At 62.6% G+C, this 16,678-nt stretch carries 16 protein-coding genes and 1 pseudogene; 10 read left to right on the forward strand and 7 right to left on the reverse strand.

The window, feature by feature from the left end:
- Nucleotides 1-119: 119 nt before the first annotated feature.
- The 3 genes from E5720_RS08345 (at nucleotide 120) to E5720_RS08355 (ending at nucleotide 2,647) form a co-directional block, all read left to right on the forward strand.
- On the forward strand, nucleotides 120-671 hold the full coding sequence (locus E5720_RS08345) for a YceI family protein (RefSeq protein WP_136170272.1): 552 nt from the start codon (nucleotides 120-122) through the stop codon (nucleotides 669-671).
- A gap of 119 nt (nucleotides 672-790) precedes the next feature.
- Nucleotides 791-1,153 carry a DUF3054 domain-containing protein gene (locus E5720_RS08350; protein ID WP_247596299.1) on the forward strand — a complete coding sequence of 121 codons (363 nt, stop codon included), beginning with the start codon at nucleotides 791-793 and terminating at the stop codon, nucleotides 1,151-1,153.
- Nucleotides 1,154-1,198: 45 nt separating this feature from the next.
- The gene (locus E5720_RS08355) at nucleotides 1,199-2,647 is read left to right on the forward strand and encodes a peptide MFS transporter (RefSeq protein WP_136170274.1); all 1,449 of its coding nucleotides are present in this window, start codon (nucleotides 1,199-1,201) and stop codon (nucleotides 2,645-2,647) included.
- Nucleotides 2,648-2,659: 12 nt separating this feature from the next.
- On the opposite strand, the gene E5720_RS08360 is transcribed toward E5720_RS08355, so the two are convergent.
- From E5720_RS08360 to E5720_RS08370, 3 genes are all read right to left on the reverse strand, one after another.
- Nucleotides 2,660-3,391, reverse strand: a complete 732-nt coding sequence (locus E5720_RS08360; protein ID WP_136170275.1) for a sulfite exporter TauE/SafE family protein — start codon at nucleotides 3,389-3,391, stop codon at nucleotides 2,660-2,662.
- A gap of 7 nt (nucleotides 3,392-3,398) precedes the next feature.
- Entirely contained in the window at nucleotides 3,399-5,045 is a 1,647-nt protein-coding gene (locus E5720_RS08365; RefSeq protein ID WP_210729977.1) for an NTF2-like N-terminal transpeptidase domain-containing protein, read from the reverse strand.
- Nucleotides 5,046-5,142: 97 nt separating this feature from the next.
- Complete coding sequence (locus E5720_RS08370; RefSeq protein ID WP_136170276.1) at nucleotides 5,143-6,966, reverse strand: penicillin-binding transpeptidase domain-containing protein; 1,824 nt, start codon at nucleotides 6,964-6,966, stop codon at nucleotides 5,143-5,145.
- A 75-nt stretch (nucleotides 6,967-7,041) separates the two neighbouring features.
- Here E5720_RS08370 and E5720_RS08375 point away from each other — a divergent pair, with 75 nt between their 5' ends.
- From E5720_RS08375 to E5720_RS08405, 7 genes and pseudogenes are all read left to right on the forward strand, one after another.
- Entirely contained in the window at nucleotides 7,042-7,584 is a 543-nt protein-coding gene (locus tag E5720_RS08375) for a hypothetical protein (RefSeq protein ID WP_136170277.1), read from the forward strand.
- A gap of 130 nt (nucleotides 7,585-7,714) precedes the next feature.
- Nucleotides 7,715-7,945: pseudogene (locus E5720_RS08380) on the forward strand (ATP-binding cassette domain-containing protein); the annotation flags it as partial.
- A 146-nt stretch (nucleotides 7,946-8,091) separates the two neighbouring features.
- Nucleotides 8,092-8,895, forward strand: a complete 804-nt coding sequence (locus E5720_RS08385) for an SDR family NAD(P)-dependent oxidoreductase (RefSeq protein WP_136170278.1) — start codon at nucleotides 8,092-8,094, stop codon at nucleotides 8,893-8,895.
- 216 nt (nucleotides 8,896-9,111) lie between these two features.
- Nucleotides 9,112-9,780 (forward strand): energy-coupling factor ABC transporter permease, encoded by a 669-nt coding sequence (locus E5720_RS08390; RefSeq protein ID WP_136172534.1) that lies wholly within the window; start codon nucleotides 9,112-9,114, stop codon nucleotides 9,778-9,780.
- Nucleotides 9,777-10,115, forward strand: a complete 339-nt coding sequence (locus E5720_RS08395) for a PDGLE domain-containing protein (RefSeq protein ID WP_136170279.1) — start codon at nucleotides 9,777-9,779, stop codon at nucleotides 10,113-10,115. Before E5720_RS08390 ends, E5720_RS08395 begins: the two co-directional genes overlap by 4 nt.
- 6 nt (nucleotides 10,116-10,121) lie before the next feature.
- Nucleotides 10,122-10,889 carry a cobalt ECF transporter T component CbiQ gene (cbiQ, locus tag E5720_RS08400; RefSeq protein WP_136170280.1) on the forward strand — a complete coding sequence of 256 codons (768 nt, stop codon included), beginning with the start codon at nucleotides 10,122-10,124 and terminating at the stop codon, nucleotides 10,887-10,889.
- A complete protein-coding gene (locus E5720_RS08405; protein ID WP_168708312.1) occupies nucleotides 10,874-11,638 on the forward strand; it encodes an ABC transporter ATP-binding protein in 765 nt (254 codons plus the stop codon). Before cbiQ ends, E5720_RS08405 begins: the two co-directional genes overlap by 16 nt.
- Before the next feature lie 27 nt (nucleotides 11,639-11,665).
- Here the strand turns inward: E5720_RS08405 and E5720_RS08410 are convergent, their stop codons facing one another.
- The 4 genes from E5720_RS08410 to E5720_RS08425 all read right to left on the reverse strand — a co-directional run bounded on the left by E5720_RS08410 (nucleotide 11,666) and on the right by E5720_RS08425 (nucleotide 16,545).
- Entirely contained in the window at nucleotides 11,666-13,354 is a 1,689-nt protein-coding gene (locus tag E5720_RS08410) for an AMP-binding protein (RefSeq protein WP_136170282.1), read from the reverse strand.
- A 98-nt stretch (nucleotides 13,355-13,452) separates the two neighbouring features.
- On the reverse strand, nucleotides 13,453-13,884 hold the full coding sequence (locus tag E5720_RS08415) for an STAS domain-containing protein (protein ID WP_136170283.1): 432 nt from the start codon (nucleotides 13,882-13,884) through the stop codon (nucleotides 13,453-13,455).
- 262 nt (nucleotides 13,885-14,146) lie between these two features.
- Complete coding sequence (locus E5720_RS08420) at nucleotides 14,147-15,481, reverse strand: sugar ABC transporter substrate-binding protein (protein WP_136172535.1); 1,335 nt, start codon at nucleotides 15,479-15,481, stop codon at nucleotides 14,147-14,149.
- A 14-nt stretch (nucleotides 15,482-15,495) separates the two neighbouring features.
- On the reverse strand, nucleotides 15,496-16,545 hold the full coding sequence (locus tag E5720_RS08425) for a sugar-binding transcriptional regulator (RefSeq protein ID WP_247596228.1): 1,050 nt from the start codon (nucleotides 16,543-16,545) through the stop codon (nucleotides 15,496-15,498).
- Between the last annotated feature and the right edge of the window lie 133 nt (nucleotides 16,546-16,678).

The raw sequence follows: 16,678 nt of genomic DNA on the forward strand, positions 1-16,678 counted from the left end.
CCTCCCGCTCGAAATCTATGACCGGCATCTCAATTCGGTATCCGGGAATAGATTCGGACCCCGGTCCGCTTGTGTACTATGCAAGTTGAACCTTCAACCCCACCGCTAGAGGAGCTCACATGACCACCGCGATCGCATTGCCAGAATTGTCCGCAGGCACCTGGAACATCGACCCTTCGCACTCCACCGTCGGCTTCTCCGTGCGCCATCTCGTCGTAAGCAAGGTCCGCGGCCGCTTCCAGGCGTTCACCGGCACCATCACCGTTGCCGCCGACGGCACTCCTTCCGTCGCCGCCGAAATCGACGTCACCTCCATCACCACCGACAACGCGCAGCGCGACGGCCACCTCAAGACTGCCGACTTCTTCGAGGTCGAGAAGTACCCGACCGCCACCTTCGTCTCGACGTCGGTACAGCCCAAGGGTTCCGACTTCGTCGTGACAGGTGACTTCACCCTGCACGGCGTCACCAAGTCGATCGACCTGGCACTCGAGTTCAACGGCGTCAACGCCGGCATGGGCAACGGTCCGGTCGCCGGCTTCGAAGCCAGCACCACCATCAACCGTCGCGACTTCGGTCTCACCATCGACATGCCTCTCGAAGGCGGCGGCGCAGTCGTCGGCGACAAGATCACCCTGACCCTCGAAATCGAAGCAGGTCTTGCTGCCTAGGTCGCCACTTTCACCGGAACGGGCCCGCGGACATGCAGTCGGCGGGCCCGTTCTCTATTGTGGGACCGGTGAGCAAGCGCAACCCGATCATCGCCGCCGTACCGGGCCGTTTCGCCCCGCTGTACGTTCCCGCAGTCATAGATCTCGTTCTGGTCCTGATCTTCTGCGCCATCGGTCGACGCAGCCACGACGAGACGGGTGCACTCGCTGGATTGGCCACGACGGCTTGGCCGTTTCTGATCGGTGCGGTCGTCGGCTGGGTCGCCACCTGGGCGCTCTACCGCGACAAGTTCGACGCGTTCTTCCTTGTCCCGACCGGCATCATCGTGTGGGTGTCCACCGTCGCGATCGGCATGGTGCTGCGGGCGATCAGCGGGCAGGGCACTGCCTTCAGCTTCGTCGTCGTCGCCACGACCGTGCTGGCGCTGTTCCTTCTGGGCTGGCGCGCCCTCGCAAGAGTTGTATCCGCCCGGAAAAACTGACCCCATCGGCCCCATCGGGGCCGTCGCACGTGGGACAGTTCTGTAATGGCCGACGTGACGGACAAGCAGGACACCAGATTCTTCGGGCAGCCATTCGCGCTGGCGAATCTGTTCGGTGTAGAGATGTGGGAGCGCTTCTCGTTCTACGGGATGCAAGGCATCCTCATCTTCTACCTCTACTACTCGGTGTCCGACGGCGGACTCGGGATCCCTGAAAGCTCGGCAACCTCGATCGTCGGTGCATACGGCGGCACCGTGTACCTGTCGACGATTCTCGGCGCGTGGATCGCCGATCGACTTCTCGGTTCCGAACGCACCCTGTTCTACAGCGCCATCCTCATCATGTTCGGCCACATCGCACTGGCAGTGCTGCCCGGGTTCCTGGGGGTCGGTGTCGGATTGATTCTCGTCGCGTTCGGTAGCGGCGGCCTCAAAGCGAACGCGACGTCTTTGGTGGGAGACCTGTACGAGGAGAAGGATCCTCGACGGGACGCCGGCTTCTCGCTCTTTTACATGGGCATCAACATCGGCGCGTTCATCGGCCCGCTGCTCACCGGTTTGGTCTGGGACAAGATCGGATTCCATGCCGGCTTCGCGCTGGCGGCTATCGGTATGGGGCTCGGTCTCATCCAGTACACGCTCGGCCGGAAGCATTTGCACGGCATCGGCGCTGTCGCCCCCAATCCGCTCCCCTCGACCGAGCGAACCAAGTGGGTCGCGATCATTGCGGCAGCAATCGCCGTCATCGCCCTGCTCTCGGTGTTCGGGGCGATCAGAGCATCGAACCTGTCCAACGTCGTCGTCGGAGTCACGGTCGTCGCTGCTATCGGATACTTCGCGATCATCCTGTCCAGCAAGAACATCACCTCGATCGAACGTCGTCGGGTCATCTCGTTCATTCCGATGTTCATCGCCAGTGCTGCGTTCTGGTCGCTTTTCCAGCAGCAATTCACCACAGTGCCGCTCATCGCCGACACCGAATTGGACCGAAATCTCTTAGGCTGGGAGTTCCCGCCGTCGTGGGTGCAGTCCATCAACCCGGTGTTCATCATCATCTTTGCGGGCATTTTCGCCGCAATGTGGACCAAGCTCGGTAACCGTCAGCCCTCGACGCCCCTGAAGTTCGCTGCAGGCGTGGGCATCATGGGCGTAGCTTTCCTCGCATTCGTGCCCGCCCTCGCCGGCGACAACATGCCACTGCTCGCCCTGATCGGCATCTTGTTGATGTTCACCTTCGCGGAGCTGTTCCTCTCCCCAGTCGGCCTGTCACTGTCCACCAAACTCGCGCCGGAGAACTTCCACACGCAGATGGTCGCGTTGTTCTTCCTCTCTGTTGCCCTCGGTTCAGCCATGGCAGGCACTCTCGCCGGCTACTACGACCAGGACAATCCGAACCCGTTCTTCTACAGCGTCGGAGCTGCATCCATCGCGGTCGCCGTGGCGCTGGTTGCGCTGACGCCGTGGATCAAGAAAATGATGAGCGGTGTGAAATAGCAACGCCTGCAGCTATTTCCACATCAACCACGCTGCGAGCCCGAGCCCGAGAATTCCGACAGCGATGCGCAGGAACGTCGGAGGAATGCGCTTGACCACGGGCGGTCCACAGTAGCCACCACAGAAGGCCCCTATCGCCAGCGCCAGCGCAGCGAGCCAATCGACTTGGCCGGAGAACGCAAAGATCACGGCCGCAACCAGGTTCGCGACGCCCAGAAAAAAGCTCTTCAGAATGCTGGCGCGCCATATCGTTTCGGATGTGGCAATCAGGGCGAGCGCCAAGAAGATCACCCCGGCACCTGCCCCGAAGTACCCGCCGTAGACAGCAACCAAGAACAGTGCGAACGGATACAGCGTCGGAAACTGTCGATTTCCGGACAGCTTTCGAATCCTCGGTTGCAGTAGGAGCGCGAGGGCCGCGAACGCAACGAGGAACGGCACCACCACCTCGAAGGATCCCGCGGGCGCAACGAGCAGAACGACGGCACCGACCAGCCCACCGGCTGCCGAATAGACGGCATAGCGCACCAGCTGCTTACCGTCCTTGGCGAGCTCGGCCGAAGCATTCGTCGTCGCGCCCACACCGACGGCGACCATCGCCACCGTGTTGGTGACATTTGCGCTCACCGGAGGCAACCCGGCCGCCAGTAAGGCTGGATACGACACCAACGACGCCATCCCGGTCACGAAGCCGACGAGGCCGGCGAAGTAACCAGCCACCACGAGCAGACCGAAATGAAGCACAGGGGGGCTACTCGGCGATGCCGGAGTCCATGCCTCGGATCAGGCGGGTACTCATCTTCACGGCCTGGTCCGTTCCGTCCGCGTCCTCGATGTAGACGGCAAACGCAAGGTCGCCTCGGTTGGCAATGAACCACCGATCGTCGCCACTGTTACCCGCGAAACCTGTCAATCCCGCGTACGCGTCGAGTCCTTCGGCATGAGCAGAGTCCACCAACATTTTACGGAGCCTGGCCAGGGCTTCAGGCGGAATCGAATCGGTCGACTGGTCGGCGACGGCGGTCTGACCGACGACGATCGACGGAAGGGGCGCTGCTCCACGGGAGATCGCCGCACCCATCTGAGCCAGGCCGAACGGCGTCATCGACTCCGCAGACCTCTCGTTTCCGACGGACCGGATCCGATCGATCGACCCACCCGGTCCGGATCGCTGACCGGCGAAGGCGTCGAGTCCTGGCATCGAGTAGTTGACCCCGAGGCCGAGCTGAGTCGGCGTGCCCGGGTTTTCACCGGACTGCAGGGCGTCGAGCATTGCCGTTGCCGATCCCGTCGGATACATACCCGAGAACGCAATCTGCCCCTGCTCGTTGGCGTAACTGTTCTGAGCAGCCGCGACGATGGCACCGGTCGACGGCACGATGGCCACGATCGACGCGGAGGTCCCGACGCTCACCACGGCATCCTCGGCTGCCAACTGAATCCGAGGATCGAGCGTGGCATGCAGGTCCGGACCGCCAGGGCCCTGGAACCCCACCTGACGCGCCGGAATTCCGTCGGCACCGACGACGTCCACTGCCCAACCGGACGTCGCGTCGCGGCCGAGTTGCCAGGCGTCGCGAATCGAATCGAGCAACGGGGAGGTGATGCGCCGATCGCCCGCGATCAGTTTGGGTGTCTGCGAGATCACGACTCCGGGAATAGCACGCAGATCGTCCTCGAGAACCGAGAAGTCGTCGTCGCGCAGGTTCACCGCGAGTACCGGGGCACCTGGTGCGGCAGTGAGTTCGGAGGTCAACGATTCTGCAGTGATCAACGGCGCTACGACGTCGATCACGTCGGCGAGTCGCGCCGCGGACGCTGCCGGGTCGGGCATCTGTGCAGGGTCGAGAGAGACGGCGTTGATGGTGCGCTCACTCATCAGGACGTTCTGCGCAGCGTCGAATACCAGGGGTGGCGGCGCGTCCGTTCGGGTGTAGTGCACTGCGCTGACCAAGCCCGGTGCAAGGATGTCCGGCTCCCAGGTGATCCGCCAGCCCACGCTCAGTTTCTTCGCGCTGCCGCGCGTCGAGTACTGCCAATCCTTGCCCTCGCCGAAGTTCCACGCCGAGCCGAGGGTGAAGAACCCCGAGTCTTGGTCGAGGTCGATGAATTGCGAGAGTTCGAACTGCGAGGTTGATTTTCCGCCCGCGGACAGACCGTCGAACATCTGTGAGATCGACGATGCCGCAGCGTTGGGGTACGACGTCAGCTCGGCGGCTGCTTCGACGTCGCGGTCGTTGAGCGCCTCGACGAAGTCGGACACCGTGGATTCGGCTCCACTATTAGGGCGATCGAGGGTCCACGTGGCAAGTGATGCGGCCAACACCAACGTTGCGCCGAGGGCCACTACATATCGGACACGAATACGACGAGGCATCAGTGACCTTCCAGAACTCATGGGTCACAATATTCACTGTAGCCACAAGGGTAACAAGCACGACAGACATACACTCTGGTCACGATTGGGCCACGCCAGGTATCTGCCTGCCGGCCCGCTACCGCAGGAGCTTACCTGCTGCTTCGAGCGCGGGACCCGAACTTTGCCCACCCGCTACGAAGACCGCGAAGGCAAGATCACCCGCGATCCCGACGAACCAACCGTGCGCGATCTCGTTGTTCGGCCCGAACTCGGCAGTTCCGGTTTTACCCAGTAGGCCGGGGATGTCCTGCAACTGCGTGGCCGTGCCATTGGTGACGGTCTCGCGCATCATCGCCTTCACCTGTTCGGCTACCTGCGGATCCACAGGTTTCGGCGTCGCATTCGCTACACCGGGCTGTCCGTCGAGAAGCGTCGGAGCCTTCAACATGCCACTCGCGATCGACGACGCGACGAGAGCCATCCCGAACGGTGACGCCGTCACCTGCCCCTGACCGATGGCGGATTCGACGCGTTGCGCCGGCGTAGCTGCGAGAGGGACGTTGCCGGTGACCGAGGTCAGCCCTGGCGTCACATAGTCGACGCCGAGGCCGTATTGCAGTGCCGTCTGCTGCAATCCATCGGCGGGAAGCCCGACGCCGAGGCGGCCCATCGTCGTATTGCACGATCGGGCAAATGCCGTGTGCAGCGGGACGTCACCGAGATCGAAGTTGTTCTCGTTCGGAATCTGGCGGCCCTCGATGTTCTCGGTTCCCGGGCACGGCAGGATCGTGTCGGGGGTCGCTGTCCCTGCTTCCAGCGCCGCCGACGTCGTCACTGTCTTGAACGTCGAACCGGGCGGATACAGACCTGTCAGCGCGATCGGGCCTTCGGCGTCCGCCGCAGCGTTCTGCGCGACGGCGAGGACGTTGCCGGTCGAGGGCTGCAACGCGACGATCGCAGCCTGCTGCGGCAACGACGCGAGTGCGTTCTCGGCTTTGATCTGAAGGGCGGAGTCCAGCGTCGTCGCGATATCCGGTGCGGGCTGGGCGTCGATTCCCGCCAGCGGTTCGACGGATCCGTCGGCTTTGACCGACTGAACGGACCAGCCCTTGTTGGCGTCGAGTTGTTGCTGCCAGAGCTCCGATACCCCGTTCAGCGCTGGTGACGCGAGCGCGCGATCGGTGGTGAGGAGTCGGGCCTGCGGCGCAAGCGTCACGCCAGGCATTGCGGCGAGCTGCGCAGCAATGGGGTCGACGTCGGACGCTCGCAACGACACGAGAGTCACCGTCTTGCCCTGCGCACCCGCGACGTCGGCTGCGATCGACTGCGCCGTGATCGTCGGAACGATCGGCGTCAGGAGAGCTGCGACGGCCGCAGGATCGGCGGTGGCGTCGACGTTCACAAGGTTCACGACCTGCTGTGACATCAATTCGCCCCCGGCACGATCGAACACCTTGGCGCTCACGAGCGCATCGGTCGGGGTGAACCGGATGGCGCTGTCGGCCGAGAGCGTCGGAGCCAATACGGCGGGGTTCCAGTCGATCCGCCAACCCTGGTCGGTCTCGGTAGCCGTTGCAGTTGTCGCATATTGCCACTGCTTCGGTTCACCGTCCGGCTCCTCGGAACCGTCCTGCGTCGTCGAGAAACGCCACGTGGCATCCAGAGTGACCGTCCCACCCTCCTCGGAGGTGTCCTCGACGGTGAAATCGGGTGTCGCCGTGACCGTCCCCCCGGCACTCAGGCCGTCGTACAGGCCCGTCAGTGCTGCTGCCGCGGCGGCCGGATCCGTCGTCAGCGCGGCGGCTGCCTCGGCATTTCCATCGTTGACGGCATCGACGAACTGCTGGGCTGTGGTGTTTGGTTCCGGCGGACCGTCGTCCGAGCAGCCGGCCAGTACCAGCGCCGTGACGGCAACAAGGGCGGACACCGTTCTCTTCGAAGTGAGCACGGGGATGATCATGCCTCAGTTGTGGCGGTTATCGGATTTACGGTGTAATCATGTAATTAGACTTACACAACTAACAAAGGACGCGACATGAGACACCAAGGACACAAGTTCGGCCGCCCGGGTGGTTGGCAACAAGCCGACACACCCGATGCCGGAGATGCCGGGCAGTGGTTCGCCGGCCGACTGCCCGACGAGTGGTTCGCCGGTGCGGCCACCATCGAGGTGGACCGCGAGGAGATCGTCGTCATCGGCGAACTACCCACACCCGACGACGCTTCGGCAGCGAACACCGAGGGCCGTATCGCTCGGTTCCGCGAGACGACGCGGCAGGACCGGATGAAGATCGCCGACGAGGCGGAGGCACGGTACGGCCGCAAGATCGCGTGGGGCGTCGCCGTAGATGGTGAAGCAGTACTCTTCACTCACCTCGCAGTTCCGGTGATGACCAGGCTCCGCCAGCCCGAACGCAAGGTTCTCGACACTCTCGTCGACGCCGGCGTTGCCCGCTCCCGCGCGGACGCTCTGTCGTGGGCGGTCAAGCTCGTCGGCGAACACACTCAGGAGTGGCTCGGGGAACTACGCGAGGCCATGACCACCGTGGACGACCTACGCAAGAAGGGTCCGTCGTAAACAAGGTTGCGAGGCCCGCCGCCTCGGTCTGACCTGAAATTTGGCTTGTCGCCAACAGATTCGGAGAGGCACTTGCTCTTCTAGAGGTTTTCCGCGCCTGCACTCTCGCACGCAGACCTCTGGAGCACTTATGTCTACTTCGTACTCCCTGCGCATTTCCGATCTCGCGTTCACCTGACCGGACGGCGAGAAGTCCTACGACGGCCTCGATCTCGTATTACCCTCTGGTAGAACAGGACTCGTCGACTCGAACGGATCGGGAAAATCCACACTCCTCCGGCTTGTCGCCGGTGAGTTGAAATCGCATCGCGGGTCGATCAGCGCCGCAGGAGAACTCGGCTACCTACCGCAGGATGTGACGTCGACACCAAGGCGGCGATGGATCGAGTTGCCGATTAGTCAACAGTGTTGACAACCTCTCGTCAACACTGTTGACTGGGCTTGGCCGACTCGAAACAGTGGCATCTACGCGAAACTGTTTCGGCACTTCCACGAAAGGAACCAGCGATGAATCGCCTCTCTGGCAAGAAGATTGTGATCACCGGAGCAGCAAGCGGAATCGGCCGTGCTGCTGCCGAACTCATGGTCACCGAGGGAGCACACGTACTTATCAGCGACCTCGACCACGATGCGGCCGTAAGCGCTGCTGACGACATCAACAGCCGCACCCCCGGAAAGCTTGCCATCGGCACCGCGGTGGATGTGATGGACGAGGACTCCCTTGCATCGATGGTCGAGCATGCCGTGAGCGAATTCGGTGGCATCGATGTGCTCTGCAACCATGTCGGTGGTAGCAATCCGCGCAAGGATCTCGACTTGCTTCGGCTGGATCTGGACGAGTGGGACCGCACCATGACGCTCAACGCCCGTAGCACTGTCGTCGCCTCGAGACTGGTATTGCCGCACATGATCGAAGCCGGTGGAGGCTCGATCATCAACACGGTGTCCGTGGCGGGTCTGGCCGGCGACACGCTCCAGTGTGCATACGGAGCAGCCAAGGCTGCGGTAATCCGCCTCACCCAGTACATCGCTACCCAGTACGGCCGCCAAGGCATTCGCTGCAACTCCGTGGCTCCGGGTGCGATCATGACGCCTGCGCTGCGCGACAACGTTCCTGCCGATGTGATTGCCGACATCCGTCACCACAATGCACTCGACATGATCGGTGATCCCGAGGACATCGGTTGGGCCATGGTCTATCTCGCCTCGGATGAGTCCAGATATATGAGCGGCCAAACTCTAGTGCTCGACGGTGGCCTCACAGCGCAGAGTCCGATTGCCGCCAGCAGGCGGGTACTTCTGGACTCATGATCGAAGCCGTTGCCGTAGTGCACCGCCACGCCTGACAACTCCTGCTGATCGACAATTCATCTGAACAACTGTGCAGATGACAACAGTTGCAGGTTAGTGTCTCCTTGTGATTGTTCCGGATCCATACCCCGTCCCGCCACCACGATGACCACGATGACCACGATGACCACGATGACCACGATCGTAGGCAACAGAGAGTCGAGCGAGAACGTCGCCATGCACATGAGCGACGGCATCATCGACCTCCCGACCTCGCTTTTGTTCGGACTCATCGCCCTCGTGGGTGTCGGAGTATGTGCGTGGAAGGCACGATCGGAACTCGACGAGCGCACCGTGCCCATGGCCGGCCTGGTCGCCGCTTTCATCTTCGCCGTCCAGATGGTCAACTTCCCGATCCTCCCCGGCGTCAGCGGACACCTGCTCGGAGGCGCGCTTGCAGCCATCCTCGTCGGCCCGTTCACCGGTGCCCTCTGCGTGTCGATAGTGCTCGTCGTTCAAGCGCTACTCTTCGCCGACGGCGGATTGAGCGCGTTGGGAGCAAACATCACCAACATGGCACTGATCGGTGTTGCCGTCGGATGCGGCGTTGCCGTCGGATTGCGACGCGTCATCCTTCGGCGGGAGAACCTGGCCGGCCTCGGCACCATCGCGTTCGTGGCTGCGCTGTGCGGCACGGTCGCGGCGTCGGCCGGGTTCATCGTCGAGTACTCTCTCGGCGGCGCCTCCTCGACCTCGGTCGGCACCGTCGCGGCATACATGCTCGGCACACACACTCTCATCGGCATCGGTGAAGGCATCATCACCGCGCTGACGGTTGTCGCGGTGGCCCGCGTGCGACCAGATCTGGTGCACCTTCTGCGCACTCGCAAGCAGGTAGCGGTATGACGCGCAGGTTCTATGTCGGCTTCGCGGTGGCGGCTCTGCTGATCGCCGGAATCGTCTCCTACTTCGCCAGTTCGCACCCCGACGGTCTGGACTCGACGACTCTGCAGGGCTGCCAGGTGGTCGAGACCGCCGCCGGTGAATCACTGACCGGATCGTGCATAGCGCAGTCTGCGACCGACCATCGGATGACCGGTACGCCCTTGGCGGACTACACCATCGGCGGCCGGGATTCGCTCACCGGTGTCGCAGGAATCATCGGGGTCGTAGCCACTTTCGCGGCTGCCGGAGGACTGTTCTGGCTGATCGCACGGTCGCGGCACAGTCGAGCGGACTGAACCGGCATGGGCATCGCGCTGTATCGCGAGGTACGTTCACCGCTGCACGAGGTGCCCGTCGAGGTCAAGATCGGCTGTGCCGTCGTCACCGTCCTGGCTGTGGTCGCGACTCCGCGAGAAATGTTGTGGCCCTACGCTCTGTACGCGATCGGCCTGCTCGTCCTGTGGCGAACAGCTTCCATCCCATTGACTTGGATCGCCCCCCGGATGCTCATCGAGTTGCCATTCGTCGTACTCGCGGTGTTGCTGCCGTTCGCGGAGGGCGGGGACAGAATTGCCGTTCTCGGCATGGAACTGTCCACATCAGGACTATGGGCTGCATGGGGCATCATCGTCAAAGGCACTCTCGGCGTTGCAGTCTCCCTGACCCTGGCCGCCACGACCGATCCTCGCGAACTACCCGTCGGTCTGACCAGGCTTCGCGTACCGTCCTTCATCGCGACCATCGTGGTACTGATGCTCCGCTACGTGGAACTGCTTGCAGCCGAGGCAGATCGGATGCGGATCGCGCGCCTGGCCCGAGGCGATGACCCGCGGGCCTTCCATCAGATCGCGGCTACGGCCCGCGGGGTCGGTGGATTGTTTCTCCGGTCCTACGAGCGCGGTGAGCGCGTACATCTAGCCATGGCCTCCCGCGGGTTCGACGGTGCAATACCCGCGATGGACTCGATAGCAGGGGTCTCCGCCGCTGCAGTTCGGCGTGACTGGTTCCTGGGCTCTGCGCCGGCGGTCGTTGCTCTCGGAACTTCATTGACAGCATGGCTGGTCCGATGAGCCTGAAACTTCACGGTGTGTCCTTCGCCTATCCCGACGGCACGGCCGCATTGACCGCACTGAACCTCGAGGTTGCACACCGCGAACGCGTCGCCATACTCGGCCCCAACGGGGCCGGAAAGACGACGCTGATGCTTCAGCTCAACGGCGTCCTCACCGCAGATCGGGGAACCGTGGACGTCAGCGGACTCCGTCTGAGCAGCAAGACAGTACGAGAAATCAGAAGGCTCGTCGGGATCGTCTTCCAGGATCCCGACGACCAACTGTTCATGCCCACCGTCGCCCAGGACGTCGCATTCGGTCCCGCCAACTTCGGTGTCACCGGTCCCGCGCTCGTCGCCCGCGTCGCCGCAGCCCTGAAGGTCGTCGGGATGAGCGAACATGCCGACCGCAACTCCACGCACCTCTCGGGTGGCCAGCGTCGACGCGTTGCCCTCGCCTCGGTCCTCGCCTGCGAACCGGACATCCTCGTCCTCGACGAGCCGTCCGCCAATCTCGATCCGGTCGCGCGTCGCGAACTCGCCGAGACGCTGATGGACCTCGACACCACGATGCTGCTGGTCACGCACGACCTGCCGTATGCCGCTCAGCTGTGCACGCGTGCCGTCATTCTCGACGACGGGGCATTAGTCGCGGACGGACCGATCGCGGACATACTCGGCGATTCCGAACTCCTCGCCCGGCACCGCCTCGAACTACCGTGGGGGTTCACCCTGCCCGTCTCGAGTACAGATCGCTCCACGAAATGAGCGATATTTCGCCGAGCAACGACGCTGCTATTTCAGCCCGGTGAACTGATCGTCCCGCCACTCGGCCGAGAGCACCTCGCCGGAGTCCTCGCGAGCCCGAAGTTCGACGCGTCGAATCTTGCCCGAGATGGTCTTCGGTAGCTCGAAGAACTCGATCCTTCGGATCCGAAGGTACGGCGCCAGATGCTCACGTGCGTACTTCAGGATCTGAAATGCAGTCTCCTCGTTCGGCTCCCAACCTGCCGCCAGGGCAACGTACGCCTTCGGGACTGCAAGCCGCGTTTCGTCGGGTGCCGGTACGACTGCAGCTTCGGCGACGGCGGGGTGCTCGATCAGCACGCTTTCGAGCTCGAACGGTGACACCTTGTAGTCCGAGGCCTTGAAGACGTCATCGGTGCGACCGACGTAGGTGATGTAACCGTCTTCGTCGCGGGAGGCCACATCGCCTGTGTGGTAGTAGCCACCGGACATGACTTCTTCGTTGCGAGCCGGGTTGCCGAGATATCCCGTCATCAGGTTGAACGGCTTCTTGGCCAGATCGAGACAGATTTCGCCTTCGTCGGCCTCCTCGCCTGTCACCGGATCGATGATGACGACCGGGATACCCGGCAACGGACGGCCCATGGCGCCGAACTTCAGTTTCGCTCCGGGGGTGTTCGCTACCAGAGCAGTGGTTTCCGTCTGACCGAACCCATCGCGAATGTTGAGGCCCCACTCGTTCTGCACCCTCGAGATAACCTCGGGGTTCAGCGGCTCCCCTGCGCCGATCGCTTCACGTAGCGCGCCACCTCCGCCGGAGATATCGGCCTGAATAAGCATGCGCCACACAGTCGGTGGAGCACAGAACGTCGTGACCTCGGCGCGACGGATCTGGTCGAGGAGGGCACTCGCGTCGAAGCGCGTGTAGTTGTAGATGAAGATGGTGGCTTCGGCGATCCATGGCGCGAAGAAGCAACTCCACGCATGCTTCGCCCAGCCGGGTGAGCTGATGTTCAGGTGCACATCTCCCGGCTTCAGGCCGAGGAAGTACATCGTACTCAAATGCCCTACCGGATAGGACACCTGTGTGTGCTCGACGAGCTTGGGCTTACTCGTCGTTCCCGAGGTGAAATACAGGAGCAAACGGTCCGACGGTGCAGTCACGGTCTCGAACGGCTCAGGACTCTCGACGTCGTAGGCCGCGTGAAAGTCGTTCCACCCGTCCGCATCTCCGACCGCAATTTTCAGGTAATCCCCGGGCACTTCCTCGAACTTGAACGTATCCGTTGGGTTCGCGATGACGGCTCGCGCCTGGCCGCGTTCGACTCTGTCGGTGAGATCAGCCGAGCCGATCGCCGTGGTCGTCGGCATCAGTACGGCGCCGAGTTTCATGACCGCGAGCATCGAATCCCACAGCTCGACCTGATTTCCGAGCATGAGAATCACCGAATCCCCGCGGCCGATACCGAGCCCGGAGAGCCACCGAGCCACCTGATCCGATCGGTGCGACATCGCATCGAAGCTGTACTTCGCTTCGGAACCGTCTTCTTCGACGATCCAGAGCGCCGTCTTCTCGTTGCCGCGGGCGATAGCGTCGAACCAGTCGATTGCCCAGTTGAACCGCTCACCCAGATCGGGCCACCGAAAGTTCGATACGGCCGCGTCGTAGTCGCCGTAGGCATCGAGAAGTAGATCCCGAGCCGACTTGAAGGCGTCGTGTTCCGTCACGTTCGTCATGTTTCTCCCTGCTGTGGCGCACGTCTCTCGCTAGCTCGACTCACGCTATGACTCACAGCTCCCGATGCGCTACCCCCGAACAGGGGTGCCGCGACCGGTCAGATTCGAGAATCCACGTAGTTCAGCGCGTCACCGAGTCGAGAGAACACCACCAGGTCGGGATCCTGGCCGATGATCTCGATGGACCTACGCGCCGCATGGGTGGTGGCGACGATCGCCAGCGCGGTCAGCATGTTGCCCCGCACCAGGTCGACGAGGCAGGACAGCCCCGACACCCCCAGGAATGTCACTCCGCGAATATCGATGATGAGTGCACCGATCGTCCTGTTCGATGCACTGAAGAGTGCCGCCCGGAACTGAGAAACCGTCCCAAGGTCGACTTCGCCGCTGACGACGATCCGGAGACACTTTCCGTGTCTGCTCTCGGAAACATCGAGGGCGGGAACGTCGAGAGGTGGGGATGAATCCAGGATGAGCAGGCGTGGCGCCCCGCGTGGGAGCATCGAGCGCGCATCAGTCAGACCTGACATTGTGGCCACCTCTGGGGTCGTGGAGGGACCAATCTTGCACGGCGTCGGTGTCGGGCGAGCAACAGGAAAGATAACAGAACAGTCGACGTTGAATCACGAATCGATAACGCCGGCGCGCGCACCGCCGAGCGGTGACGATGATCGCAAAGACCATGGCCGGCAGCAAAGGTCCACGACGACGCCCCATCCGCTGTCGAGATCGCCCTCGGTCTCAGTACCAACTTTCCCGAATCAGCCTGTGGCGATTACACTTCGGTTGTGGTCATCCCTGGCCCTCCTGATACGTCTTACCGACCACTTTGGCGTATTGCTGCGCTCGAGCGAGCGCGTCCTTGACGCTGATCTGTCCTGCCACTGCAGCGCTGATCTGTTGACTGACGCGGGTTCCGAGATCCTGGAATTCCGGAATGGTCAGGAACTGAACTCCGGTGTAGGGAACCGGATCAACGGTCGGCATGTTCGGGTCCGCACCATTGATCGAGTCGAGAGTCACCTGGCCGTACGCAGCCGATGCTTGTTTGTACTCGGGAATCTCGTAGGTCGACAGGCGACTACCCGGAGGCACACGCTCCCAACCCAATTCGCTACCGACCTTGTTCAGGTATTCCTTGCTGGTCATCCACGACACGAACTTCCACGCTTCGTCCGGATTCTTCGACGTCTTCGGGATGCCGAGAGCCCACGAGTACAGCCAGCCGTTGTCGCCCTTGACTGCGCTCGGCGCCTTCGCATACCCGATCTTGCCGACGACACTGCTCGACGTGGGATCCTCGAGCACCGATACTGCCGAGGTGGCGTCGTACCACATCGCGGTCTTTCCCTGCGAGAACTGAGTACCGCACTCACTGAATCCGCTGGTCGCTGCGCCTGCTTGACCGTGTGTCCGGACGAGGTCGACATAGAACTGGACGGCCTCTTCCACCTGAGGACTATCGAGCTGTGCGTTCCAGTTCTCGTCGTACCAACGTCCACCGAACGCGTTGATGACGGTATCCAAAGGTGCGAGAACTTCGCCCCAGCCCTGCTTTCCACGCAGACAGATACCGGAAACATCGTCATTGTCGAGCTTCGCGGCGGCATCGGCGACTTCTTGCCAGGTGGGCTCCTCGGGCATCGTGATACCCGCCTCCCGCATGAGGTCCTTGCGGTACATCAGGAACGAGGACTCACCGTAGAACGGCACCGAGTACATGCTGCCCTCGTAGGAGAGCGACTCCTTCAGTGTCGGAATGAAGTCGGCCTCGTCGTAACCGGGAGTTTCGTTCGCGTACTCCGAAAGATTGGTCAGCCAACCGCTCTCGGCCCACTGCGGGGTCTCGAAATTACTGATCATCACGACGTCGAACTCTCCGCCGCCGGTCGCGACGGAGGCAGTGATCTTCGCCCGTGCCTCGTTCTCCGACAGTGAGACGAACTTCAGGTTGATCCCTGGGTTCTCTGCCTCGAACTCCGGTGCCAGCGAAACAGCGTCGGACATCTGCGAGTTCGAGACGATGGCCACGGTGATAGTCGTACCGTCACCATCACCGCCGAACGATCCCGCGCCGGCGCAGCCGGACAGCACCAAGGTGATCGCGAGCGATGCTGCGACGGCCACTTTCGGTAGAACTTTCACTTGGATACCTTTTCCTCTGGGTCGTTCCTGCAGGCCGCACTGTCAGCCTTCGTGTGCGCCATCAACCAACGTGCACTTTCGATATCGGTCACCAGCACGGTTGCGAAGCCTCCGCGAAGAGCACCGAGAATCGCCTGATGCTTCTTGCTGCCACCGGAGATCAGGATCGCCCGATCACAGTCACGAATGGCGTCGAGTCCGACCGATACGGTTCGCCCCGGCAGGGATCCCCCGGCGGGAGTGCCGTCGAGGTCGAAGAACCTGCCGCCTATCTCGCCGACGGCGCCGAGGCGGCGCAGTTCGTCGAGAATGTCCAGGTCGATGAAACTGCCTTCGAACAGGGTCGCGGACGTGGAAACGGGACCGAGGCCGTACATCATCACATCAGCCTCCTTCCCAGCTTGAAGGGCGCGCGATATCACCGAATCCTGCTGCAGCGCAGTCACCGTGGCCGGATCGGCGTACAGCGGCGCGTTGAGGCGTACCGGCTTCGCCTGCAGGTACTGCGCGCACCGCCACAGGGTGTATTCGACGCCGGTTCGATGGTCGGCCGAACTCGACGAACCGTCGAGTTGAACCACGCGGTCGCATCGCGCTCCACGCGTCTCGAGTGACTGGGCGACGGCGACAGTTTCCGGCCCCCAGGTGAACCCGAGGACGTCGGTACCCTCCAGGCGCCGCGAAAGCATCGCCGCGGCGGCCCGCCCCAACGATCCGTACCCGGTGTCGGTGCCGTCGATGACATCGGGAACGACAATCGCTTCGGTGAGGCCGAATTCGCGCTCCAAGTCAGCTTCGATGTCGGCGTGCACGGTGCCCTGGAGTTCGTCGGGCACATTGATCTCGATGGTCACCAACCCCAGTGCTCGCGCCTTGGCGACGAGTCGGCCGGCGGTGGGACGCGAGATTCCAAGTTTCTTCGCGATCTCGGCCTGAGTCGCACCTTCCAGGTGGTACATCGACGCGGCACGGAGGGCGAGTCGGAGGTCGTCGCTCGACTTGGACGAACGCTGCACTGCCGATACCTCGGGGACCGCTGCGGTCACGAACACTCCCTAAACCCGGTGAGCAGATGCTCACAATATGCTCTTCTGCTCAATAGCTAACATCAAGATGTGATCTACACGACACCTTCCAGGAGTGGAGACGGCGTGATCGGAGAAGCGGAAACAGGAAGAT

It is taken from the genome of Rhodococcus sp. PAMC28707, assembly GCF_004795915.1.
Classification (GTDB): Bacteria; Actinomycetota; Actinomycetes; order Mycobacteriales; family Mycobacteriaceae; genus Rhodococcoides.

What these genes read in the sequence shown, in the direction of transcription:
- E5720_RS08345 (WP_136170272.1), top strand. Translation starts at nt 120, where the DNA reads ATGACCACCGCGATCGCATTGCCAGAATTGTCCGCAGGCACCTGGAAC.
- E5720_RS08355 (WP_136170274.1), top strand. Translation starts at nt 1,199, where the DNA reads ATGGCCGACGTGACGGACAAGCAGGACACCAGATTCTTCGGGCAGCCA.
- E5720_RS08365 (WP_210729977.1), bottom strand. Translation starts at nt 5,045, where the DNA reads ATGAGTTCTGGAAGGTCACTGATGCCTCGTCGTATTCGTGTCCGATAT.
- E5720_RS08370 (WP_136170276.1), bottom strand. Translation starts at nt 6,966, where the DNA reads ATGATCATCCCCGTGCTCACTTCGAAGAGAACGGTGTCCGCCCTTGTT.
- E5720_RS08375 (WP_136170277.1), top strand. Translation starts at nt 7,042, where the DNA reads ATGAGACACCAAGGACACAAGTTCGGCCGCCCGGGTGGTTGGCAACAA.
- E5720_RS08385 (WP_136170278.1), top strand. Translation starts at nt 8,092, where the DNA reads ATGAATCGCCTCTCTGGCAAGAAGATTGTGATCACCGGAGCAGCAAGC.
- E5720_RS08390 (WP_136172534.1), top strand. Translation starts at nt 9,112, where the DNA reads ATGCACATGAGCGACGGCATCATCGACCTCCCGACCTCGCTTTTGTTC.
- E5720_RS08395 (WP_136170279.1), top strand. Translation starts at nt 9,777, where the DNA reads ATGACGCGCAGGTTCTATGTCGGCTTCGCGGTGGCGGCTCTGCTGATC.
- cbiQ (WP_136170280.1), top strand. Translation starts at nt 10,122, where the DNA reads ATGGGCATCGCGCTGTATCGCGAGGTACGTTCACCGCTGCACGAGGTG.
- E5720_RS08405 (WP_168708312.1), top strand. Translation starts at nt 10,874, where the DNA reads ATGGCTGGTCCGATGAGCCTGAAACTTCACGGTGTGTCCTTCGCCTAT.
- E5720_RS08410 (WP_136170282.1), bottom strand. Translation starts at nt 13,354, where the DNA reads ATGACGAACGTGACGGAACACGACGCCTTCAAGTCGGCTCGGGATCTA.
- E5720_RS08415 (WP_136170283.1), bottom strand. Translation starts at nt 13,884, where the DNA reads ATGTCAGGTCTGACTGATGCGCGCTCGATGCTCCCACGCGGGGCGCCA.